The 23,089-nt window shown below is 24.7% G+C and carries 22 protein-coding genes and 1 pseudogene; 16 read left to right on the forward strand and 7 right to left on the reverse strand.

All coding sequences use genetic code 11. From position 1 onward, the window contains the following. Positions 1 to 97: 97 nt before the first annotated feature. Entirely contained in the window at positions 98 to 1,045 is a 948-nt protein-coding gene (locus tag B0175_RS03605) for a FecR family protein (protein ID WP_108527321.1), read from the reverse strand. Then, a complete protein-coding gene (locus B0175_RS03610; RefSeq protein ID WP_108527322.1) occupies positions 1,035 to 1,514 on the reverse strand; it encodes an RNA polymerase sigma factor in 480 nt (159 codons plus the stop codon). Before B0175_RS03610 ends, B0175_RS03605 begins: the two co-directional genes overlap by 11 nt. 165 nt (positions 1,515 to 1,679) lie before the next feature. Here B0175_RS03610 and B0175_RS03615 point away from each other — a divergent pair, with 165 nt between their 5' ends. From B0175_RS03615 to B0175_RS03660, 10 genes are all read left to right on the forward strand, one after another. Next, entirely contained in the window at positions 1,680 to 5,048 is a 3,369-nt protein-coding gene (locus B0175_RS03615; RefSeq protein ID WP_108527323.1) for a PAS domain S-box protein, read from the forward strand. 98 nt (positions 5,049 to 5,146) lie between these two features. Beyond that, positions 5,147 to 6,757: a phosphoethanolamine transferase gene (locus B0175_RS03620; protein ID WP_108527324.1), complete on the forward strand. Its 1,611-nt coding sequence runs from the start codon at positions 5,147 to 5,149 to the stop codon at positions 6,755 to 6,757. Then, positions 6,735 to 7,448 (forward strand): phosphatase PAP2 family protein, encoded by a 714-nt coding sequence (locus B0175_RS03625; RefSeq protein WP_108527325.1) that lies wholly within the window; start codon positions 6,735 to 6,737, stop codon positions 7,446 to 7,448. The genes B0175_RS03620 and B0175_RS03625 overlap by 23 nt, the downstream gene beginning before the upstream one ends. Before the next feature lie 94 nt (positions 7,449 to 7,542). Further along, on the forward strand, positions 7,543 to 7,944 hold the full coding sequence (locus tag B0175_RS03630; RefSeq protein ID WP_108527326.1) for a DUF1924 domain-containing protein: 402 nt from the start codon (positions 7,543 to 7,545) through the stop codon (positions 7,942 to 7,944). 10 nt (positions 7,945 to 7,954) lie between these two features. Continuing rightward, entirely contained in the window at positions 7,955 to 8,461 is a 507-nt protein-coding gene (locus B0175_RS03635; protein WP_108527327.1) for a diheme cytochrome c, read from the forward strand. Positions 8,462 to 8,470: 9 nt separating this feature from the next. Continuing rightward, the gene (locus B0175_RS03640; protein ID WP_108527328.1) at positions 8,471 to 9,244 is read left to right on the forward strand and encodes a cytochrome b/b6 domain-containing protein; all 774 of its coding nucleotides are present in this window, start codon (positions 8,471 to 8,473) and stop codon (positions 9,242 to 9,244) included. 19 nt (positions 9,245 to 9,263) lie between these two features. Further along, positions 9,264 to 9,554 (forward strand): cytochrome C, encoded by a 291-nt coding sequence (locus tag B0175_RS03645; protein ID WP_265735062.1) that lies wholly within the window; start codon positions 9,264 to 9,266, stop codon positions 9,552 to 9,554. Then, positions 9,551 to 9,931: a hypothetical protein gene (locus B0175_RS03650; RefSeq protein ID WP_004510025.1), complete on the forward strand. Its 381-nt coding sequence runs from the start codon at positions 9,551 to 9,553 to the stop codon at positions 9,929 to 9,931. Before B0175_RS03645 ends, B0175_RS03650 begins: the two co-directional genes overlap by 4 nt. Further along, positions 9,924 to 10,589: a response regulator transcription factor gene (locus B0175_RS03655; RefSeq protein WP_020848719.1), complete on the forward strand. Its 666-nt coding sequence runs from the start codon at positions 9,924 to 9,926 to the stop codon at positions 10,587 to 10,589. The genes B0175_RS03650 and B0175_RS03655 overlap by 8 nt, the downstream gene beginning before the upstream one ends. A 1-nt stretch (position 10,590) precedes the next feature. Further along, positions 10,591 to 11,781 (forward strand): ArsS family sensor histidine kinase, encoded by a 1,191-nt coding sequence (locus B0175_RS03660; protein ID WP_108527329.1) that lies wholly within the window; start codon positions 10,591 to 10,593, stop codon positions 11,779 to 11,781. Here the strand turns inward: B0175_RS03660 and B0175_RS03665 are convergent. The 3 genes and pseudogenes from B0175_RS03665 to B0175_RS11310 all read right to left on the reverse strand — a co-directional run. After that, complete coding sequence (locus tag B0175_RS03665) at positions 11,776 to 12,525, reverse strand: class I SAM-dependent methyltransferase (RefSeq protein ID WP_108527330.1); 750 nt, start codon at positions 12,523 to 12,525, stop codon at positions 11,776 to 11,778. The genes B0175_RS03660 and B0175_RS03665 overlap by 6 nt on opposite strands. Positions 12,526 to 12,588: 63 nt before the next feature. After that, the gene (locus B0175_RS03670; RefSeq protein WP_108527331.1) at positions 12,589 to 13,440 is read right to left on the reverse strand and encodes a helix-turn-helix transcriptional regulator; all 852 of its coding nucleotides are present in this window, start codon (positions 13,438 to 13,440) and stop codon (positions 12,589 to 12,591) included. Positions 13,441 to 13,451: 11 nt separating this feature from the next. Then, positions 13,452 to 14,096: pseudogene (locus B0175_RS11310) on the reverse strand (HD-GYP domain-containing protein); the annotation flags it as partial. A gap of 816 nt (positions 14,097 to 14,912) precedes the next feature. On the opposite strand from B0175_RS11310, the gene B0175_RS03680 reads away from it, so the two are divergent. From B0175_RS03680 to B0175_RS03690, 3 genes are read left to right on the forward strand one after another with little or no spacing between them, the layout of a single operon-like run. Further along, the gene (locus B0175_RS03680; protein ID WP_046994299.1) at positions 14,913 to 15,734 is read left to right on the forward strand and encodes an FAD-dependent thymidylate synthase; all 822 of its coding nucleotides are present in this window, start codon (positions 14,913 to 14,915) and stop codon (positions 15,732 to 15,734) included. Next, complete coding sequence (locus tag B0175_RS03685) at positions 15,731 to 16,348, forward strand: trimeric intracellular cation channel family protein (RefSeq protein ID WP_108527333.1); 618 nt, start codon at positions 15,731 to 15,733, stop codon at positions 16,346 to 16,348. Before B0175_RS03680 ends, B0175_RS03685 begins: the two co-directional genes overlap by 4 nt. A gap of 58 nt (positions 16,349 to 16,406) precedes the next feature. Beyond that, complete coding sequence (locus B0175_RS03690) at positions 16,407 to 16,862, forward strand: hypothetical protein (RefSeq protein ID WP_108527334.1); 456 nt, start codon at positions 16,407 to 16,409, stop codon at positions 16,860 to 16,862. A 15-nt stretch (positions 16,863 to 16,877) separates the two neighbouring features. On the opposite strand, the gene purN is transcribed toward B0175_RS03690, so the two are convergent. Then, positions 16,878 to 17,456: a phosphoribosylglycinamide formyltransferase gene (gene purN, locus B0175_RS03695; protein WP_108527335.1), complete on the reverse strand. Its 579-nt coding sequence runs from the start codon at positions 17,454 to 17,456 to the stop codon at positions 16,878 to 16,880. Positions 17,457 to 17,503: 47 nt separating this feature from the next. Then, the gene (gene ruvC / locus B0175_RS03700; protein WP_004510037.1) at positions 17,504 to 17,968 is read right to left on the reverse strand and encodes a crossover junction endodeoxyribonuclease RuvC; all 465 of its coding nucleotides are present in this window, start codon (positions 17,966 to 17,968) and stop codon (positions 17,504 to 17,506) included. Positions 17,969 to 18,197: 229 nt separating this feature from the next. On the opposite strand from ruvC, the gene dnaA reads away from it, so the two are divergent. From dnaA to gyrB, 3 genes are all read left to right on the forward strand, one after another. Beyond that, positions 18,198 to 19,514 carry a chromosomal replication initiator protein DnaA gene (gene dnaA, locus B0175_RS03705; protein WP_108527336.1) on the forward strand — a complete coding sequence of 439 codons (1,317 nt, stop codon included), beginning with the start codon at positions 18,198 to 18,200 and terminating at the stop codon, positions 19,512 to 19,514. Positions 19,515 to 19,671: 157 nt separating this feature from the next. Beyond that, positions 19,672 to 20,742 carry a DNA polymerase III subunit beta gene (gene dnaN, locus B0175_RS03710; RefSeq protein WP_108527337.1) on the forward strand — a complete coding sequence of 357 codons (1,071 nt, stop codon included), beginning with the start codon at positions 19,672 to 19,674 and terminating at the stop codon, positions 20,740 to 20,742. Positions 20,743 to 20,763: 21 nt separating this feature from the next. Then, positions 20,764 to 23,085 (forward strand): DNA topoisomerase (ATP-hydrolyzing) subunit B, encoded by a 2,322-nt coding sequence (gyrB, locus tag B0175_RS03715; RefSeq protein ID WP_108527338.1) that lies wholly within the window; start codon positions 20,764 to 20,766, stop codon positions 23,083 to 23,085. Positions 23,086 to 23,089 lie beyond the last annotated feature (4 nt).

Below are 23,089 nucleotides of genomic sequence, written 5' to 3' on the forward strand. Positions count from 1 at the left end.
TTATGTAGTTATTAATTATGAGAATTAATCTCTATAAAGGAAGTCTTCAAAAACTAAAATAACTGACAAAATTTTTTAATAAATTTAATTATTTGGTTTAATTTTTTAAAATTACCCTATTTTGTTCTATTTGTTCAACTTTTATGGGATAAATATAAGGTAATAATTTTACAAATTTATCAAATTCATATATATTAAACTCTCCAGTTATCAAATATCTATCTATTTTTTTAAGATTTATTTCTATATTTTTATTAGTATATTTTGAAAATTCATTTATTACTTCAAACAAAGGTGTTTGATGAAAAATCAATTTTTCATTTTCCCAAGAAGCCATTTTCTCAATAGAAGCTTTGCCCATCTTTTCAATTTTTCCATCATTTGTTATCTCTAAAGTATCACCTTTTTTTAACTGTGTTACTTTCAAATCATTATGATTTATATCCACAATACCCTCTAATACAGAAATATTTACTCTATCTTGTTTTTTATTTACTTCAAATTTTGTTCCTACAACTTTTACTACAATGTCATTACTTTTTACAAAAAATGGTTTTTGTTTATTTGAACTTATTTCAAACAAAACTTTTCCTTTTTCTAAAAAAACTTCTCGTTTATTATTAGAATATGTAACTTTTATATTTGTTTTTGCATCTAGAGTTATTTTTGAATTATCTGGCATCAAAATATTTTGTATTATTTTATTTTGGCTACATATATTTTGAGTATATTTATCTTTAAAATGAAAAATATAAACAAATATAACTATCATAAAACAGGCTGCAAATGGAGTTATTATTTTAATTTTATTTAAAAATCTTTCTCTTTTTAACTCTTCTTTTACTTGATTTGATAGTTTTTCTTTATCTTCTTTTGGAAGATTTAAAAACATTTGTCTAAATAATTTTTCTTCTTCAAATATTTTTTTATGTTCTTCATTTTTTATCCAAGACAAAAACTCTTCATTTAAATAAATATTTTTCCCTTCTTGAGCACAGCTTAACCAATTTTGTGCTTCTTTTAAAATACAATTTTTATCTAACATTTTTATCTTCTTTAATCAAATTTTCTTTTATTTGATTGCTTGCTCTACTTATGTGCTGTTCAACAGCATTTAAAGATATTCCCATAATATCTGCTACTTCTTCTCTAGTATATCCATCAACTATATGTAAAGTAAATGCTTGTCTTCTTTTTTTAGGTAAATTATCTAAACTTTTCATTAATAAAGTTGTCTCTTCATCTTTTATTATTATTTCTTCAGTTGCATTACTATTATCTATATATTCTTCTTCATTAAAACTTATTCTATCAATCTTATTTTTTTCCTTGTATAAATCAAACATTACATTTTTAGCAATTCTATACAATAAAGCTCTTTCATTTTCTATCTCATTTGAATCAGCATTTTTTATTGCTCGGGCAAAAGTTTCTTGAGTCACATCATGAGCTAAATCTTTATCAAAAATATTTTTTTTAATATATTGAAGAATTTCTTTATAATAATCTGTCATTTTTAGTTATTTCCTATTTTAATAGCAATTATTATAATTATAAAAGCTTAAATTATCTTAAATCTATAATAAATAATTATTAAGATATAATCTTTGGCTTTTTAACAAAAAATATCCGTAATATGCGATATTTTCAAATCATACTTGAAATTAGGAATTTATAAGTTGAAAAAAGAGATTAATACAAAAAATTTTACATATAACTGGTTTATACTTTCAATATTTATTATTTTAACTATTATTTTATTGCAAGGATACATTGAATACAAAAGATCTGTTGAAAACGCAATAGTAAAAACAAATAATCTTACAATACTACTTACAAAAAAACTTGAAAATGACTTTGAGCAAATGGATAATATATTAAATTTTGCCCAAGATATTATACTTACACTCCCAAAAGAAAATAAACTATTTTTAGATGGAAATGAAAAAGTTAAAAGACAAATAGTTTCTCAAAAGTTTAACTCTTTAGTAAAAAATTTCAAAGATATTAGTGTTATGAATTTTGTTGATAAAAATGGAAATATTATCTACTCTTCTAACCCTTTAAATTATAATATAAATATATCTGATAGAGCTCATTTTCAAATTTTTGTAGATAATAAAGATTTAAAAAAGAGTTTTTCTAATGTTATAATTTCTCGTACAACAGGCAAAAATTCACTCTCTCAGGCTCTTGCTATAAGAGATGAAAATAAAGAGTTAATAGGTGTTCTTACTGCTCTTATAGATATAGATACAATAAATAATACTCTATCTTCAATAAACACAAATAAAGGTGGTGTTGCTTTATTACGAAATTCTGAAAATACGGAATTAATAGCAAGATATCCTATGCATGATGAAACCGATATAAATAAACCTTTACCTTTAGATAATCCTATATCATTAAGAATAAAAGCTGGTGAAAAAGCTGGAAGTCTTGAATATGTAGCTTCAACAGATAATGAAAAAAGAGTTGGAAGTTTTGTTTTAATGGATAAATATCCATTTTATGTACAAGTTGCTCTATCAGAACAAGAGTATTTAGCTCAATGGAAAAAGAATTTAACAATAGTTACAATTTTACTAATATTATTTATTGTAATTTCTATTTTTATATTTTTACTTCTTAAAAGAAGTTATGAAAAAGAGCAAATTGCAATTAATGAATTGAAAAAGAATAGAGATTTATTTTCATCTGGTCCAGTTATAACCATCGAATGGTTATTTGAAAATAATTGGCCAATGAAATACATTTCACACAATTGTGAAAATATTTTGGGGTATAAAAGAGCAGAAATTTTATCACCTAACTTTAATTATATAGATTTAATACATCCTGATGACATAAATAGAGTTCAAAATGAAGTTTATGGTTTCATAGAGAATGGAATAACTACTTACGAACAATCTTACAGAATTCGATTAAAAGATGGCACATACAAATATTTTTACGACTATACAAATTTAATAAGAGATAGTGAAAATAATGTTGTTAGAATAGTAGGTTATATATTTGATCAAACTAACTTAAAAGAAAAAGAAGAATCTCTAAGAAAAGAGAGAAATAGATTAGCGAATATTATAACAGGAACAAATGCAGGTACATGGGAATGGAATGTCCAAACAAATGAAGTAATATTAAATGAAAAATGGGCAAAAATGATTGGTTATACTTTAGATGAGATTTCGCCTACAACTATAAATACTTGGATGAGATTTGTACAACCAGATGATTTAGAAAAAAGTAAACAGCTTTTACGAAAACACTTCAATAAAGAACTTGATTATTATGACTGTGAAATGAGAATGAAGCATAAAAATGGTTCTTGGATTTGGATAGAAGCTAGAGGAAAAGTAATATCTTGGAATGAAAAAAATGAACCTATAATAATGATGGGAACTCATATTGATATAACTAAAGAAAAAATATTAATTGAAGAGATGGAAATCGTAAAAAATAGATTTGAAAATATGTTTAAAACTCACTCTTCAGTAATGCTTTTAATAAATCCTAATAATCAAAAAATAATTGATGCAAATGAAAGTGCAGTTAGGTTTTATGGTTATTCTATCGATGAATTAAAAGGAATGGATATCTCTAAAATAAATATTTTAGCTCATCAAAATATAGAAGAAAAACAACTAGAAGCAAAAAGTCATATAAAAAATTCTTTTATATTTTTTCATAGATTAAAAAGTGGAAGTATTAAAATGGTTGAAGTTCACTCTTCACCTATAGAAACAGAAGATGGAACTATTCTTTTTTCAATAATAAAAGATATTACAAAAGAACAAGAATTAAAAAATGAAATTTTAAAAGAAAAAATAAAATTTGAAACATTTATCAACTTATCTTCAGATGCTATTTTTGTAATTGATATAAATACTGGTAAACTTTTAGAATATAGTAAACAAGCACAAAAATATCTAGGTTATTCAAATGAAGAGATGGAAAATCTTACTGTTTTAGATTTAGATAGAGATTTAAAAACAATTGAACAATATCAAGAGATTGTTTCTACTATAAAATATGATACAACTTTTTTAGAAAGAGTTCATAAAAGAAAAGATGGTTCATTTTATGATGCAGCTATAAGTCTTGTAAAAATAAAACTTGATGGACAAGAATTTATATACTTTTCAGCAAGAGATGTTACAAATGAAAGAATCGTACAAAAGAAATTAGAAGAGTCTTATAAAAATCTTGAAAGACTAATTGAATCTCAACAAAATATAGTAATACTAACTGATGGCGAATATATAAAATTTGCAAATCAAAAGTTTTTTGATTTTTTAGGTTTTGAAAACCTTGAAAATTTTAGAAAATATCATAAATGTATATGTGAATTCTTTTTAGAAAAAGATAAATTCTTTTATAAAAAAGATAATAGTTGGTTAAAAGAGATTAAAACTGTTGAAGAATCAAAAAGAATTGTTTCAATGATTGGTCAAGATTTTAAAGAACATGCATTTTCTGTTTCAGTAAATAGTTTTGATGATGAAACAATGATAGTTAGTTTTACTGATATTTCTCAAACTATTTTGAAAAATATATCATTGGAAGAAAAAATCATCAGAGATAAACTAACAAATGCTTACAATAGAGAATTTTTTGATAAAAACTACAAAAGATTAATTCATGACTATAATACAAATCATTCTAAACTTGCTGTTGCAATGTTAGATATTGATCATTTTAAATTAGTAAATGATACTTATGGTCATGATGTTGGAGATGAAGTTTTAGTTCAATTCGTAGAAGTAATAAATAACTCATCTAGAAAAAATGATATTCTTATTCGTTGGGGAGGAGAAGAATTTATTTTAATTTTACAATTAAATTCAGAAAATGCTCTTCCTAAAATACTTGAAAATCTAAGAAAAGCAATTGAACAATATAATTTTCCAAAAATTGGTAAAAAAACTTGTTCTATTGGAGGAACAATATATGAAGAGAATGAAGATATTCTTAAAACTATAAAAAGAGCAGATGAAGCTGTTTATGATGCAAAAGCTGCTGGAAGAAATAAAGTAATAATAGTTTAAAATTTGTTAATTAAATTCAGAAATTTATTTATTATTTATTAATTATTTATTAATTATTAAAACTTAAAATTCGTAAATATTAAACGCAAAGGCAATTTTTGAAGCATTTATCTCAACAAAAACTAATATTATTTAGTTCTATCTTTTTTACTCTTTTTTATAATTTTTCGTTTTTCAAGAATACTATAAATACTTATGGTTTTCATGGACTAAATATAATTTATATTTTATCAACAGCAATTTTATTGGTAAGTTTGTTAACTCTTATTTTTACAATTTTTAGTTCAAAATATACAACTAAACCTATTTTGATTACTCTATTTGTAATCTCGGCATTTACTGCTTATTTTATGGATAGTTATGGTGTTGTTATTGATACAGAAATGATTCGAAATAGTTTACAAACAAATCTAAATGAATCTAAAGATTTATTTAGTTTCAAACTTGTTTTATATGTAATCTTTTTAGCAATCCTTCCAGCATATTTTATATATAAAACAGAAATCAAATATAAGTCTTTTAAAGGTGAACTATTTTCAAAACTAAAAACTATACTTTTATCTTTAGTTTTAATTTTAGTAATAATCTTTAGTTTTAGTAAATTTTATACTTCATTTTTTAGAGAACATAAACCTCTAAGATATAATATAAATCCAATATTTTGGATGTATAGTATAGGAAATTATATAAATAAGTCTATGGATGTAGCTCCAACAACTCTTGAAGAGATTGGAAAAGATTCAAAAATAGTAGAACCAATAGAAGAACAAAAAGAACTAATTATTTTAGTAGTTGGAGAAACAGCAAGAGCCGATAGATTTTCTATGAATGGTTATGAAAAAGAGACAAATCCTCTTTTAAAACAAGAAAAGATTATAAATTTTCCAAATATGTACTCTTGTGGAACTTCAACTGCACATTCAATTCCTTGTATGTTCTCAATTTTTGGAAAAGATAATTATAGTTATAAAAAAGGTATTTCAACTGAAAATGTTTTAGATGTTTTAAATGATACAAAAGATATTGCGGTATTATGGAGAGATAATAATTCAGATTCAAAAGGTGTTGCTTTAAGAGTTGATTATGAAGATTTTAAAACACCTACTACGAATACAATCTGTAATGAAGAAGAGTGTAGAGATGAAGGTATGCTTGTTGGACTTGAAAATTATATTGAAAAAAATAAAGATAGAGATATTTTAATAGTACTTCATCAAATGGGAAATCATGGACCAGCTTACTATAAAAGATATCCAAAAGAGTTTGAAAAATTCACTCCCGTTTGTAAAACAAATCAACTAGAAGAATGTACTCAAGAAGAGATAGGAAATGCTTATGATAATGCTGTTTTATATACAGATTATTTTTTATCAAAAGCAATAAACTTTTTAAAACCTTATTCTAAAACAAAAAAAACTGCACTTGTTTACATAAGTGATCATGGTGAAAGTTTAGGAGAAAATGGTATATATTTACATGGTATGCCTTATGCAATAGCTCCAAAAGAGCAAATAAATGTAGCATCATTTATTTGGTTAGGTGATGGAGAAATGTCTAAAGATTATGATATAAATAAATTAATTTCATATAAAGATAAAAATTTCTCTCAAGATAATCTATTTCATACTCTTTTAGGGCTATTTGAAGTTGAAACAAAAATTTATAAAAAAGATATGGATATTTTAAATGACGCAAGAAAACCTCAATAAACAAATAATAATCACAGCTATTTTATTAATAGCTGTGATTTTACTTTTTGATTTTTCAAATATTGATATGTTTGTTCAAAATCATTTTTATAATTTTGAAAATAAACTTTGGCTAGTATCAGGAGATGACAAAGTTTTAAAATTTATTTTTTATGATGGCTTTAAAAAATTATTTAAGATTTTTTCTGTTTTAGTTCTGATTCTAACTATTTTATCTTTTTTCAAAAGATTTAATATATTACATACTTATAAAAAAGGTTTACTTATTCTTTTATTATCTATGATGTTTGTTCCATCTTTAGCTGGGTTAAAAAGTGTTACAAATATGCCTTGTCCTTTTAATGTCATTGATTATGGTGGTAAATATCCTGAAGTTAAACTTTTTAGTTCATATCCAAAAGATAATACTCCACCTAAAATATTAAAATGTTATCCTGCTGGTCATGCTACAATAGGATTTTCTTTAATGGCTATATATTTTTTATTTAAAGCAAAAAGAAATAGAAATATTGCCTTAAGTATTGGAGTAAGTATTGGTGTTCTAACTGGTGGTTATAAAATGTTAATTGGTCACCATTTTTTAAGCCATACTTTAGTAACTATGATTTCAGCTTGGCTCATTATTTTACTCATCGTAAAATTCATTTCATTTTTAGACAAAACAAAATTTAAAAAATCAACCACAATCTAAATATATATTGTCAAGAAATTGTCAAGTAAATTCAGAATAAAACTTTAAACTATTATTCTAAACTTCTAAATATAAAAATATTTAGGAGTATTTTATGAAAATTCTAATTTTTGCTGCTTTACTGATAAGCTTTAGTTTTAGTTCGACTATTGATGAATATTTGAACTCTTTAAAACAAGAAGCTTTAAAAGAAGATCCAAACTTTAAAAATTTTGATGCAAAAAGAGGTGAAGAAATTTTCACTTCAAAACATATAGGAAAAAAAGGTAAAGAGATTTCATGTACATCATGTCACGGTACCGATTTGACGAAATCACATGAAAATTTCTTTACAGGTAAAACTATAGAACCACTTTCACCAAAAACAAATCAAAAAAGATTAACCGATATCAATGAAATTGAAAAATGGTTAAAAAGAAATTTCAATGATGTTTATAACAAAGAAGGAACAGCTATTCAAAAAGGTGATGTTATAACATATATCATAAATAAATAAAGAGGAAAATATGAAAAAGTTAATTTTTTTAAGTATCATTAGTTGTTGTTTATACGCTGAAAATTTGAAAATAAGCGTAGCACCTGTAAATAATGAAGTTTACAAAAAAGAGTGTGGAAGTTGCCATTTTGCATATCCAGCTGGGCTTTTACCAAGTAACGCATGGAATAAAATGATGGAAAATCTAAGTAATCATTTTGGTGATGATGCTTCAGTTGATGAAGAAACTTTCAGGACTTTATCAAAATATTTAAATGATAATAGTGCTGAAAAAAATATGAATTTCAAAAGAAGTAAAAAAATAGTTGAGAGTTTAGCACCAAATGAAATTCCAGATGCTATTTCAACTATGCCTTATATAAAAAGAAAACATAAAGAAATCAGAAAAGATTTAATCTCACAAAAAGAAGTAAAAGGATTATTTAACTGTACTGCTTGTCATAAAAATGCACAAAAAGGTGTTTTTAGTGATGAAGATGTAGATATCCCAAATTATGGGAAATGGGATAAAAAGTAGGAGGAAATTGTGGAGAAATCATATATCTGGTCATTGCCAACAAGAGTTTTCCACTCTTTGTTTGCAGTTTTTATACTATTAGCATTTTTAACTGATGATGATAAATTATTAAATTATCATGCGGTTGCTGGTTATGCTATATTAATTCTTTTAGCTTTTAGATTGTTTTGGGGATTTTTTGGACCTAAATATTCAAAATTTAAAGACTTTCCAAGAGGCAAAAAGAATATAAAAGAGTTTTTAAATAATATTTTTGAAGAAAACCAAAAATATATTGGTCATAATCCTTTAGCATCTTATGTAATGATAGCTATGTTAATAGTAACTTTTTTAGTAATTGTTACTGGTATTTTAGCTTTTGGGATACAAGAAGGAAAAGGTATTTTAGCTTTTTTAAATGACTCTTATTTCAAAAATATGAAACTATTCAAAGAGATTCACGAAATTTTAGCAAATATTCTTATAGCACTGATTGTTGCTCATATAAGTGGTGTAATATTAGATAGATTTTTACATAAAAAACATCAAACTTTAAACTCAATTGTTACAGGTTATAAAATGACAAATGAGAGTGAAAATATAAAATTAAATATTTTCCAAAAGATATTTGCTCTTTTTATGTTTATACTTTTTATTGGATTTTTGGTATTTAATTTAATAGAACCAAAAAATATATTTATTGCTTCAAAATTTGAACCAATAGATTACAAAGTACAAAATGAAGTTTTTGTAACCGAGTGTGGAAGTTGCCATACTCTTTATCCCACCAAATCTTTTACCTAAAAAATCATGGGAACTAATTATGGCAGATTTAGAGAATCATTTTGGAGATGATGCTTCTCTTGATGTGCAAACAAATAAAAATATTTTAGATTTTTTGATAAAAAATAGTGCAGAAAACTCTTCTTATAAAGCAAGTTGGAATTTTTTGAATTCAATTAATAATCAAGATATAATAGCTCTAAGCCAAACGAGTTACTGGAAGAAAAAACATAAAAAGATTCCAGAAAAAGTTTTTGAAAATCCACAAGTTAAAAGTAAAGCAAACTGTAAAGCTTGTCATAGTGATATTGAAAAAGGATTAATAATATGAAAATATTAAAGATATTTCTACTTTTAATTAGTTTTGTTTTAATTTTAAATGCAGATAATAAGCATAAGTATTCATACAAAGATTTAGACTATTTAGATTTAAATGAAGATCAAGTAAAGGTTATAAAAAAAGCTTTACTTGATTTAAAAAAAGATTATAAAGAGTTTTATGAATATAAAGATGAACAAGAAGATATTTTAGAAGATATAATTGAATCTGATAATTTTAATGAAGAGTTATATTATAAAATAGTTATGGATTTAAAAACTAAAGCTACAAAACTTGAAGTAAAACGAATAAAAAAAATACATGAAGTTTTAAATAAAAAACAAAGAGAAGAGTTTGCAGATTATTTAGAGGAATGGGAAATTGAATAAAAGAGTTTTATTAATTGAAGATGATAAAGATATGCAAAAACTAATAGTTGAATATCTAAAAGAATACGACTTTGATTGTGTTGCATTTGACCAACCAAAAGATGTATTAGAACATTTTAAAATAGATAATAACTACTCTATAATCATTCTTGATTTGATGCTTCCTGAAATGGATGGATTTGATTTATTTAAGAAATTAAAACAGATAAAAGATATTCCTATTGTTATCTCAAGTGCACGAGGAGATATTGGAAATAAAATCCATGGATTTGAACTTGGAGCAGATGATTATTTAGCAAAACCTTATGAACCAAGAGAGCTAGTTTTACGAATAGAACATATTTTAAAAAAAGATTTTAATAAAACAATAAATATTGGTAATTTTATCATTGATAAAGAAAATCGTACAGTTTTAGTAGATAATTATCCAGTAGATTTAACAAAAATTGAGTTTGAGATTTTTCTATTTTTAGTTGAAAATCAAAATAAAATCTCTTCAAGAGAGCAAATTCTAAATGCAAGCTCTTTAGATATAAATACAAAAAATAGAACTATTGATATGCATATATCAAATATTAGATTTAAAATTGGTGATGATTCTAAAAACCCTAAATATATAAAATCCGTTTGGGGTATTGGTTATAAGTTTGTAGGTTAAAATGTCAATTTTTAAAAAAATTTCTTTTTTATTCATAATAAGTCTAATTCTAATGACAATCATTGGTTTATGGGTTGATAATATAAATTCTAAAAGAATGGACAATCTAATAAAAGACAAATATTTAAAAGTAATAGAAGAAGTTTTTAGAAATATTGAAAATAAAAACCATATAAATTACCTATTTCATAAAAACAATCTAAAAATAATGAAAGATTTTAAAATTTCCGATGCAAAGATTATTTATGAACAAAATTATACTTTTGGAAATATTACTATTTTGAAAAAACATTTTGAAGATGAATTTATTATAAAAATAAACTATTTAGATGAAGAATATATCTTAAAAACACCAGATGAACAAAACCTCAACGATAAAATAATTTTAAATTTCCTTGTATTTTTAGATATTTTTGCACTTTTTCTAATTTTTTTATATCTTTTAAAACTCCTTTCTCCTTTAAAAACAATAACAAAAGAGATAAAAAATTTTGCAAATGGTGATTTATCAACAAGAATAAATATAAACTCAAAAGATGAAATAGGAACTTTAGCAAAAACTTTTAATAGTATGGCAAGTTCACTTGAAAACTCTATAAAAACAAGAGAAGAACTTTTAAGAGATATAGGACATGAACTACGAACTCCAATAGCAAAAGGAAAATTTGCGATTGAAAAAATAGATGATTTTTCACAAAAAGAGTTACTAAAAAAGATTTTTTCAGATTTAGAAAGTTTAACAAATGAACTAATAGAACTTGAAAAACTAAATCTTGCAAAATTAAATATATCAACATTTAGTGCAGAAACTTTAGTTTTAGAATCTTTAGGAAAACTCTATTTAGAAGATGAATCAAAAATCCAAATAGATATAAATGAAGATTTTAAAATAAATGCCGATTTATATTATCTTTCAATAGCTTTCAAAAATTTGATTGATAACGCTTTAAAATATGCTATTTCATTTCCAATAATCATAAAAGTAGATAAAAATCAAATCTCTATTTCAAATAAAGGGAAACAACTCTCAAAAGAGTTTGAATACTATCTAAAACCTTTTACACAAGAACTATCTCAAAGAGATGGCTTTGGATTAGGACTTAGTATCGTAAAAAAAATCCTTGATAGACACAATTTTCAGCTACTTTACTCTTATGAAAATGACTATAATATTTTTAAAATTGTTTTATAATTTATTTGCAACAACTCTTAATCTTACATAATCAGCAAGCCAACCAAACTCTTCTGAGTAGATTTTATTTTTTAAAATCTTTTCAACCTCTTCTTTAAAAATCTCTTTTTGTTTTGTTGTTAAATCTTTAGTGATTCCATTTGCAAAAATATCCAACCAAACTTTTATATCTTCAATTTTTGTTGGTCTATCTATCAACTCTATTGATTCAACTTCAAAAGCATTTTTTTCTAATATTTTTTTATATTCGATATCACTTATAAAATTCCAAGGATTATTAAACTCTCCAAAATCTTTATGCGTTAAAAAAACTTCATCCATCGCTTCGCATAAAAATTTTATATTTCCATAACCACCAAATTCAGCTACAAACTTTCCATCTTTTTTCAAAACTCTAGCTATTTCTTTTGCACTTTTATCCAAATCTTTAACCCAATGTAATACAGCATTTGAAAAAACTTTATCAAAACTCACATCTTCAAATTTTAAATCCGTAACACTCATAACAAAAGTTTCTATACCTTTTTCTTTTGCTTTTAAAACCATCTCTTCGCTTAAATCAATTCCAATTACATTTGCACCTTGATTTTGTATTTTTATTGCTAAAGTTCCCTCACCACAACCTAAGTCCAAAATCTTTTCATCTTTTTTCACATCTAAAATATTAACTAAAGAAAAAGCCAAATTTGAAACAAAACTTGCTTTTTGTGAATAATCATCTGCATTCCAACTATTTTCATTCATATAAAATTCCTTTTTATTTTAGAAGATTTTATATTTTTTAAAAAATTAAAAGTATAAGAAAAGTTATATTTTATATCTGTAATCTTTTGGTGTTAAGTTATATCTTTTTTTAAACTCTAAAATAAACCAAGATACACTTGAATATCCACATGAAGTTGCAATTTGAGAGATTGTTTCATCTGTTGTTTTCAATAACAAAGTTGCTTTTTCCAATCTTTTTTCATTTATCCAAAGTTTTGGCGTTGTGTTAAATTCATCTTTAAAATATTTTCTAATTTTTGAAGGAGTTTGTCTAGTCAAAAAACAGATATCTTCAAAACTATTTACAAAATCAAGATTTGATTCTAAAATATATCTGATTCTATCTTTTGTAGTATTTAAAATTTTATTGAAAAACTGTATCAAACTCTTTTCATCTTTTTGTAAAACTAAAAGAAATAACTCTTCTATTTTTAGTTTTAAAAGCTCTTTAGAAAAATCCTTTTCCAAATAGTTTTCAAAAGATTTTATAGCTATTTTTAACTCTTCAAACTTTGAATAATCAAAATTAAAAAGTTCTATTTCAGATTTTTTATCAATCTTTATTTTATATTTTTTTATAAAATCCAATACAAACTTATCACTAAAAAACAAAACTATTGATTTGTATTTTAGATTTTCATTTACTCTTTTACTTAAAAAATAGTTGTTTTGATACAAAAAACAGATATTTGAAGAGTTAATATCTAATTTTTCTTCCTTTGTAGTTATAACTTTTTGACCAATTAAAGGAATCATAACTGCGTGCATTGTATTTCTAATGGATAAAAAATCTTCTCGATATTTTGTAATATAATTTACGCAATAAATCTCTTCTAAATCAATAATTCTACTATCATTTTTTTCTATAAAATAGTTTGGAACAATATAAGTCATAATAAATCTTTTTAAAACTTATCTTTAAAAGTTTCTCTAATTTTTAAAAACTCATCTAAATGTTCAAAGAAAATATCCACAAGTTTTGGATCAAAATGTTTTCCTCTCTCTTCTTTGAAAAGATTAAAAATTTTTCCATCATCCCAAGCTTGTTTATAAACTCTATGGCTTCCTAAAGCATCGAAAACATCAGCAAGTGCAGTTATTCTTCCATAAATATGAATATTTTCACCTTTTAACCCTTTTGGATATCCACTTCCATCCCATTTTTCATGGTGTTCATTTGCTACAATTGCAGCCATTTTTAGTAAAGGTCTATTTGAATGTTTTAACATTTCATAACCTAAAGCTGCATGAGTATTCATAATTTCTCTCTCATCTTCATCAAAACGACCAGGTTTATTTAAAATTGCATCAGGAATTGCAACTTTTCCTATATCGTGCATCGGACTTGCTTGTTTTAGCATCTCTGCTTCTTTTTCATTTAAACCATAATAAAGTGCTAAAAGCTTTGAATATTCTGCAACTCTTTTTACGTGATTTCCTGTCTCTTTACTTCTACTTTCTCCAATTGCACCCATAGTAAAAACTACTTCTTTTTGAGTATTTTCTATTTCATGATTTAGATTTCTTATCTCTTCTAAACCTTCTTGTACTTTTGTCTCAATTTCATCAACAGATAAACCTATATTTTTGTAAACTTTATAACCTAAAATTATTATAAAAGAACCAATTATTAAAAGTAAAAATAAAATACTAAAATATGTATAATTAATAAAATCAGCGGATAATTGTGCTATCTTTTTTTCAATATCAGAACTATAAACTTTATTTTGATTAATTACATTATAAATTTTATTTTTCAATTCTTCAATTTTTATATCGAGTTCTTTTATAATTTGGTTTTCAATATTTTCTTTTAAATCTAACTTTTTATTTTCTAAATCATAAATAATATAAAAGGCATCTTCTATTTCTTTTTCATTTTCATATAAGAAATTCAATTTTGTTGAAATAAGTTCATTTTTATGAATATCTGAGATAAAAATATCCACAAAATCATTTTCATCTTTTGCTTCAAAATTTTTTTCAATTGCTTCGAATTCAAGTTCATATTTTAAAAACTTTTCTTTTTTTAGTTCTAATTCTTTTAATGAATTTATATTAGTCACATCTTTTAGTAATTCATTCATATTTTCTTGCATTGATACTAAGTTAGCAATCAATTCTTTTGTAGAATCATTCTCTCTAATTTGATAAATAATTATTGTATTTATAAATCCTATTATAAAAACTATAAATAACATCATTGCAAAACTAATTTTCAGGATTCTTTTTATACTCATTTTTGTACCAACTCAATGATAAAATAATTTTAATATAATATCAAAACTAATATTTATAACTTCATACTTAATGAATTCAAATAGTTTTTTTTGTATAATTCACGCAATTAAGAAAAAGGGTATAAAATGATTCAATTGATAAATAAAAAAGAGAATATTTTTGGAGATAATATTGCATTTGTGGAAAATTGGGATTTTTCAAAAGCAAACTTAAATGAAGAAAATAGAATCTTAGCTATTACTCAAGTTGCTTCAATTTGTTATCAAAATCCAAATGCTTTAGGAAGTGAATCATTATACAATAGACTTGCAGCTGAAAGTAAAGGACTTCCAAGTTCAAGTTTTGAGTTTGTACCAGTATTACTTGACCCAACAAATGAAAAACATAAAGAGATATTAGCTTTAGAATACTCAAATGTAAAAAAATTTGGTGAACTTATTTGTGATGGAAAATATCTTCTTACAAATTATAGAGCTTTGGTTTATGATTTTGAAAACAATGAAAATGCCTATAGTTTTGATATTAGAACTATCTACAATACAGAAATTGAGTGTGAAATTATAAAACAATACTTCAAAGTATTTTTATATAAAGTTGATTTTCCAACACGAAGTCAAATGGTAAGACATAGAGTAAACTGGCAAGAATTAAGTAGAAGATATGTAAGTGGAAAAAGAGTTCCTTTTGAGTTTTATATTAGTGAAAAACTACAAAATAATCCAAAAGTTGAAGCTTTGATAAAACAAAGTGAAGAGTTATATTTTGAACTACTAGAAAATGGTGTTAAACCTCAAGAAGCTAGAAGAATAATCCCACAAGCTGGTTATTCACAAATTTGGGGAGCTTTTCAACCAACTCAACTTGCAAACTATTTTAGATTAAGAGATGATTCACACGCACAATGGGAGATTAGACAAACTGCACTTGCTATGAAAGAACTTTTATGAGTGCATTTGAGATTGCAGATATTATAGGAATTATTTGCTTTGCTCTTAGTGGATTTCTAATGGGAGTCTATAATAAACTTGATATTTTGGGAGTTTTTATTGCTGCTTTTTTAACTGCTTTTGGTGGTGGTATGATAAGAGATGTTCTTGCAGATAGAACACCTTATGTTTTTACTTCAAATCTTCCTTTAATTTTAGTTATTTCGACAGTTTTAATAGCTATGTTATTCAAACTTCATAAAATCGATGACTTAGAAGGAAAATGGGCATTTGTTATTTCTGATGCTATTGGTTTGGTATCTTTTTCTATTGCTGGAGCAATTATTGCAATAAATAGTGGTTTTAATTTTTTAAGTGTATTAATTCTTGCTTTTATAACTGCTGTTGGTGGTGGAACGATAAGAGACATTTTAATCAATAAAGTTCCATTTATATTAGTTTCAGAATTTTATGCAAGTGTAGCATTGATTGTAGGTATTGCTGTTTATATTTTAGAACTTTTAGAAATAAGAAACTTATTTACTTTATCAATAGTTTTTATTTTGGGTGTAGCGTTGAGAATTGTTGCTTATTATAGAAAATGGCATCTTCCAACTTTATCAAAAGAAAATTAACTTTTCATTTACTTTTTATAGATAAACTTTTGATATTTTTAATTAAAGGAAAAAATTTATGATTAAAAAATTGCTACTTACAATTTTTTTAGGTGTTGTTGCATTTGCTAACCCTTTGACTGTTAATAACTCTGTTCCAGAACTAAAAATCAAAGATCAATTTGAAAAAGAACATACTCTTGACTCAAATGTAAAAACTATCATTTTTAGTGCAACAAAAGATGAAAGTAATACTATTAAAGAATTTTTAAATTCTAAAGGAAATGATTTTTTAACAACTAATCATATAGTTTATGTTGCAGATATTACTGGTATGCCTAGTTTAATTACAAAATTTATTGCATTACCAAAAATGAAAAATTATTCTTTTCCAATTTTATTGATTGATGAAGAAAATAAAGTTTTATTTCCTGTAGAAAAAGACAAAATTACTATTATTACTTTAGATAATTCAAAAATTACTGATGTAAAATATATCAAAACAACTGAAGATTTAGCTGCTACTTTTAAATAAAAAAACTATTAGCTTTTAAGCTAATAGTTTTTCAAATGCTTCTACAATTGCCTCTTTTTCTAAGTTTTTTATTTTTTCTTCAAGAGTGTCAACTGTTTCATTTTCTTCTAATTTTAGTTTTTTTACTAAAATCTTTTCACCTTCATCATAAACCTCATTTACAAAATGTATTGTAACTCCAGATTCTTTTTCACCATTTTTAATAACTGCTTCATGAACAAATCTTCCATACATTCCAACTCCTCCATAAATTGAAGGTAAAATTGCGGGATGAGTATTTATTATCTTGTTAGGATATGCTTTTAAAAGTTTTGATTCTATTTTTTTCATATATCCTGATAAAAATATATAATCACAACCAAACTCTAAAAGTAATCTTGTGATTTTGTCATCAATATCTTGTTCAGGATATCTTTTATCATTTATTATAAAATATGGAATATTGTAAGATTCTGCTTTTTCTAAAACTCCTGCATTTGTATTATTTGTAATAACAACTACAACTTTTGCATCAAGTATTTTATTTTCAATAGCCTTTTGAATAGTCTCAAATCCACTACCATTATATGAAGCTAATATTCCTATTTTTGTCATTAAAATCATCCTAATTTTTTAAAGTTTTGATTATATCTAAAGTTTAATTACAATCTTTGAGCGTGAGTTAATGCAATTGCGATTGCATCAGTAATATCAAGTGGCTTTATCTCTTTTTTCACATTTAAAAGTCTTTTTACCATAAAAGCAACTTGTTCTTTTGTTGCTTTTCCATTTCCTGTAACTGCTTGTTTTACTTGAAGTGGAGTATATTCACTAAAATTTCCAAACTCTTGTAAAATCTTCAAACTAATTGCTCCTCTAAATTGAGCTAGTTTTATAACCGTTTTTGGATTAAAAGCATAAAACATATCTTCTATAGAAACTTGATCTATTTTATGGTTTTTAAAAAGTAAATCTAAGCCTTCTGTCATCTCTACAATTTGCTCTTGTAAAATTTTTGTTTTTATTTTGATTAGACCTGCTTCAATAAGTTTTAAATCTCTTCCATTTTTTTCAACAATCGCATATCCACAATTTCTAGTTCCTGGGTCTATTCCTAATATTTTCAACTTTTCACTCTTTATTAATAATTTTTATTCACATAATTTAAAATTCGATTATATCGTATTTGTATAAAAATATTTTATCTAAAAGAAAAAAATTATTCACAGTTTATTCACTACGTGTACAACTCTTAGATTTAGATAAATTTTACTATTTGTATTTCATTGAAGTTCTTTTATAAAAAATTTCGATATAATATCTACAATTACGATTAAATAAAGAGTTTACAAATAAATGACAACTAAAGAGTTTTTAACAATTATTCAAAAAGAAGCAAATCAAATCGATTACGAAAGATACTTAAAACAATTAGTTTATAAAAAAGTATCATCAGATAATAAAATTGCCATTTTCGAAGTAAATAATAAATATATAGCTTCTTGGATAAAAAGTAAATTTACAAACTTAATACAGCATTGTTTCGAAATTTACGATGGTTCAAAGCCAACTATTGAAATAAAACTATCAAATGAAAAAAAATCTAAAAAAGAGATTTTAAAAGAACAAATACAAAATGAATCAACAGAAAGTACAATACTAAATCCATCTTATACATTCGATTCATTCGTTGTAGGACCATCAAACCAAATGGCTTATAATGCCTCACTTGCCGTAGCAAATAAACCAGGTGTTCAATACAATCCTTTATTTATTTATGGTGGAACGGGACTTGGAAAAACTCACCTTTTACAAGCTGTTGGAAATCATGCTATTGAAAAAGGAAATACTGTTATTTATGTAACTATTGAACAGTTTATGAATGATTTTACTTTTTCAATTAAAAATAAAAATATGGAACATTTTAGAAATAAATATAGAAAATGTGATGTTTTACTAATAGATGATATTCAATTTTTAAGTGGAAAAGAACAAACTCAAGAAGAATTTTTTCACACTTTCAACGAACTTCATAATGCAAAAAAACAAATTGTAATGACAAGTGATAGACTGCCATCACAAATAGCTGGACTTGTTGATAGATTAAAATCAAGATTTGAATGGGGATTAACAGCTGATGTACAAATTCCTGGACTTGAGACAAAAATAGCTATTATTGAAAAAAAATCAGAATTAAATGGTATTTGTTTAAGTAGAGAAATAATCAATTTTATTGCTACAAACCTTGATAATTCAATTAGAGAGATTGAAGGTGTTTTGATCAGAATTAATGCAAGTGCATCTTTATTAAATCAAGAAATTACTCTTCCAATGGTTCAAGGTTTATTAAAAGAACAGATTAAAGAAACAAAAGAGAATGTAAAACTTCCAGATATCATAAATATTGTTGCAAATCAGCTAAATATCAAACCAAGTGATATTAAGTCTAAAAAAAGAACAGCAACAGTTGCAAATGCAAGAAGAATTGTAATTTATCTAGTAAGAGAGTTAACTCACAACTCTATGCCTGATATTGCAAAGTTTTTAGGTATGAAAGATCATAGTGCAATTTCGCACAATATTAAAAAAGCAAATGAGTTAATTGAAAAAGATGAAAATTTCAAATTAATCATTGAAAATTTAAAAAATAAAATCATCAATAGTAGGGAGTAGTAAAAAAGTTTTAATGCTTTGTGTGAAAAGATGTGAATATAAAAGAGTTTTTAATCACTTGGTTAAATACCCATTTTATAGACTCTAAGAATGTATTTTCATCTTTTCACATAGACTACTGCTTTTACTAATTTAAATATAAAATATAGGAGAAAAAATGAAGTTTGTAATCACAAAAAATATTCTTGAAAATGTAATAGCATCAATGCAACCTTTTTTAGAAAAAAAAGATTCTAGTGCAATTACATCACATATATATTTAGAAATTAATAACTCTAACTTAATTATAAAAGCTACTGATTATGAAATAGGATTAGAATCTTTTATAGATAATCTTACAAATACAGTAGATGGGAAAACAACAGTAAATGGTTCTAATTTATTAGGAATAATCAAAAGATTAAAAAATGAAGATATTATTTTAGAAGCTATAAATAACAACTTAGTTATTAAACAAAATAAATCAACATTTAAATTACCAACTTATGATGCAAATGAATTTCCTGTATTAAATAAATCTGAAAATCTAAAAGAGTTATCAATATCTACAATAAACTTTATAAATTCTATTAGAAAAATTACTCCAGCTATTGATAACAATAATCCAAAGTTTGAATTAAATGGTGCATTACTTGATATAAAAAGTCAAAAAATAAATTTTGTTTCAACTGATACAAGAAGATTAGCTTTATCTTTTTTAGAAAATATAAATAATGACGAAGCACAATTAATTATTCCTAAAAAAGCAATTATTGAAATTCAAAAACTTTTTTTAGATGAAGCAAAAATTTCTTTTGATAATACAAATTTAGTTATTTCAAATCAACATACTAAATTTTTTACAAAATTAATAAATGGTAAATTTCCAGATTATGAAAGAATCATTCCTTCAAATTTAAAACATAATTTCTTTTTGCCAAAAAATGTTTTAGTTGAATCAATCAAACTTGTAACTTCGCTTTTCTCAAATATAAAAATTACATTTAACTCAAAATCTATAATTTTTGAATCACTTGATGAAGATAGTGAAGCAAAAACTCAAATTGATATAGATTTAAATATCCCAAGTGAATTTTTCTTAGCTGTAAATGCTAAATATTTATTAGACTTTTTAAGTATGACAAATAATGAAAAAGTAAAAATTGGATTTAATGAATCAAATTTACCATTTTATTTAGAAGATGATAAATTCATTACAATAGTAATGCCAATAGTTTTAGAAAAATAATATAAATTAAGGAAGTAAATTATGTCACAACAAGAATATGGTGCTAGTAATATTAAAGTTTTAAAAGGTCTTGAAGCTGTTAGAAAAAGACCAGGTATGTATATTGGTGATACTAATATAAATGGTTTACATCACTTAGTTTATGAAGTAGTAGATAACTCTATTGATGAAGCAATGGCAGGATTTTGTAGAAATATTAAAGTTACAATGACAAAAGATGGTTGGATAAAAGTTGAAGATGATGGAAGAGGTATTCCAACTGCAATTCACCCAACAGAAGGAATAAGTGCAGCAACTGTTGTTTTAACAGTACTTCATGCTGGTGGAAAATTTGATAAAGATACATATAAAGTTTCTGGTGGACTTCATGGTGTTGGGGTTTCAGTTGTAAATGCTTTATCAAAACACTTAAAAGTAACTATTTATAGAGAAGGAAAAATTCATTATCAAGAATTTAAAGAAGGAATACCTCAAGGTGTTTTAGAAGTAATTGGAGAAAGTCCAAGAAAAACTGGAACAACTGTTGAATTTTTAGCTGATGACACTATTTTTGAAGTTACTAAATATGAATTTGCAATTCTTGCAAAAAGATTTAGAGAAGTTGCATATTTAAATCCATTTATTTCTATTACACTTGAAGATGAACATACAAAAACAAAAGAAATTTATCATTTTGAAGGTGGGATTAAACAATTTGTTGAAGATTTAAATAAAGAAACAGCAGTTTGTGAAGCAATATATTTTAGTGATAAAATTGAAGATGTTGAAGTTGATATTGCTTTAATGTATAATGATACTTATATAGAAAAAACTTTATCTTTTGTAAACAATATTAGAACAATTGATGGTGGAACTCATGAAGCTGGATTTAAAGCAGGACTTACAAGAAGTATTGTTAAATATTTAAATGAAAACGCTGCTGCAAGAGAAAAAGATACAAAAATAACTGGTGATGATGTAAGAGAAGGTTTGATTGCAGTTGTTTCTGTAAGAGTTCCAGAACCTCAATTTGAAGGTCAAACAAAAGGAAAACTTGGAAGTTCTTATGTAAAACCAATTACTCAAAAATTAACTGGTGATGCTTTAGATAAATATTTTGAAGAAAATCCAACAGCTGCAAAAGCTATTATGGAAAAAGCTTTAATGGCTGCACGTGGAAGAGAAGCTGCTAAAAAAGCAAGAGATTTAACTAGAAAAAAAGATGCAATGACAGTTGGAACACTTCCAGGTAAACTTGCTGAATGTCAAAGTAAAGATCCATCAATTAGAGAATTATATCTGGTTGAGGGAGATTCTGCTGGAGGTTCAGCAAAACAAGGAAGAGATAGAGTTTTCCAAGCAATTTTACCGTTAAAAGGTAAGATTTTAAATGTTGAAAAATCTAGACTTGATAAAATTTTAAAATCTGATGAAATTAGAAATATGATTACTGCACTTGGTTGTGGTATTGGTGAAGATTTTGATGAAGAAAAAATCAGATATCATAAAATCATTATTATGACGGATGCCGATGTTGATGGTAGCCATATTCAAACATTACTTTTAACTTTCTTCTTTAGATTTTTAAGACCAGTTATTGAAAAAGGTTATTTATATATTGCTCAACCACCTTTATATAGATATAAAAAAGGTAAAAATGAAATTTATTTAAAAGATAATAATGCATTATCTGCATTTTTAATTGAAAATGGTTTAGAATCATTTGAATTTGAAGGTTTAGGATATAACGATTTATTGGATTTATTCAAAATTGTTTCAAAATATAGAGCTATGTTAGAACAATTAGGAAAAAGATACTCTTTACTTGAAGTTTTAAAACACTTGATTGAAAATAGTGATTTAGTAAATTTAGAGTTTAAAGATTTATATGAAAATATAAAAACTTTTATTGAAGAAAAAGGTTATAACATTTTATCTAAAACAATACTTGAAGATAGAATTCAACTTTTTGTACAAACAAATGAAGGTTTAGAAGAATTAATAATTGATGAAGAATTATTTGCATCACCATATTTTAGTGAAGCAACTTATATTTTTAGTAAATTAAAAGAGAGAGATTTATCTGTATTTGAAGGTAAAGATTTAATAGAATTATTAGAAGAAATTGAAACTCTAGCTAAAAAAGGTGCTTATATTCAAAGATATAAAGGTCTTGGAGAGATGAATCCAGAGCAATTATGGGAAACTACAATGATTCCTGATAATAGAAGACTTTTAAGAGTTAAAATAGAAGATGCTGAAGTAGCTAGTGATACATTTACTCTATTTATGGGTGATGAAGTAGAGCCTAGAAGAAATTATATTGAATCTCATGCAAAAGATGTTGAACACTTAGACGTATAGAAAT

The organism is Arcobacter lacus, from assembly GCF_003063295.1.
Taxonomy (GTDB): Bacteria; Campylobacterota; Campylobacteria; order Campylobacterales; family Arcobacteraceae; genus Aliarcobacter; species Aliarcobacter lacus.

Bases quoted from the DNA above. Each gene is read 5' to 3' on its own strand.
- B0175_RS03610 (WP_108527322.1), bottom strand. From the start codon at position 1,514: ATGACAGATTATTATAAAGAAATTCTTCAATATATTAAAAAAAATATT.
- purN (WP_108527335.1), bottom strand. From the start codon at position 17,456: ATGACAAAAATAGGAATATTAGCTTCATATAATGGTAGTGGATTTGAG.
- dnaA (WP_108527336.1), top strand. From the start codon at position 18,198: ATGACAACTAAAGAGTTTTTAACAATTATTCAAAAAGAAGCAAATCAA.
- B0175_RS03670 (WP_108527331.1), bottom strand. From the start codon at position 13,440: ATGACTTATATTGTTCCAAACTATTTTATAGAAAAAAATGATAGTAGA.
- B0175_RS03690 (WP_108527334.1), top strand. From the start codon at position 16,407: ATGATTAAAAAATTGCTACTTACAATTTTTTTAGGTGTTGTTGCATTT.
- B0175_RS03605 (WP_108527321.1), bottom strand. From the start codon at position 1,045: ATGTTAGATAAAAATTGTATTTTAAAAGAAGCACAAAATTGGTTAAGC.
- B0175_RS03630 (WP_108527326.1), top strand. From the start codon at position 7,543: ATGAAAATTCTAATTTTTGCTGCTTTACTGATAAGCTTTAGTTTTAGT.
- B0175_RS03685 (WP_108527333.1), top strand. From the start codon at position 15,731: ATGAGTGCATTTGAGATTGCAGATATTATAGGAATTATTTGCTTTGCT.
- B0175_RS03660 (WP_108527329.1), top strand. From the start codon at position 10,591: ATGTCAATTTTTAAAAAAATTTCTTTTTTATTCATAATAAGTCTAATT.
- B0175_RS03665 (WP_108527330.1), bottom strand. From the start codon at position 12,525: ATGAATGAAAATAGTTGGAATGCAGATGATTATTCACAAAAAGCAAGT.
- B0175_RS03625 (WP_108527325.1), top strand. From the start codon at position 6,735: ATGACGCAAGAAAACCTCAATAAACAAATAATAATCACAGCTATTTTA.
- gyrB (WP_108527338.1), top strand. From the start codon at position 20,764: ATGTCACAACAAGAATATGGTGCTAGTAATATTAAAGTTTTAAAAGGT.
- B0175_RS03635 (WP_108527327.1), top strand. From the start codon at position 7,955: ATGAAAAAGTTAATTTTTTTAAGTATCATTAGTTGTTGTTTATACGCT.
- dnaN (WP_108527337.1), top strand. From the start codon at position 19,672: ATGAAGTTTGTAATCACAAAAAATATTCTTGAAAATGTAATAGCATCA.
- B0175_RS03650 (WP_004510025.1), top strand. From the start codon at position 9,551: ATGAAAATATTAAAGATATTTCTACTTTTAATTAGTTTTGTTTTAATT.
- B0175_RS03645 (WP_265735062.1), top strand. From the start codon at position 9,264: ATGGCAGATTTAGAGAATCATTTTGGAGATGATGCTTCTCTTGATGTG.
- B0175_RS03680 (WP_046994299.1), top strand. From the start codon at position 14,913: ATGATTCAATTGATAAATAAAAAAGAGAATATTTTTGGAGATAATATT.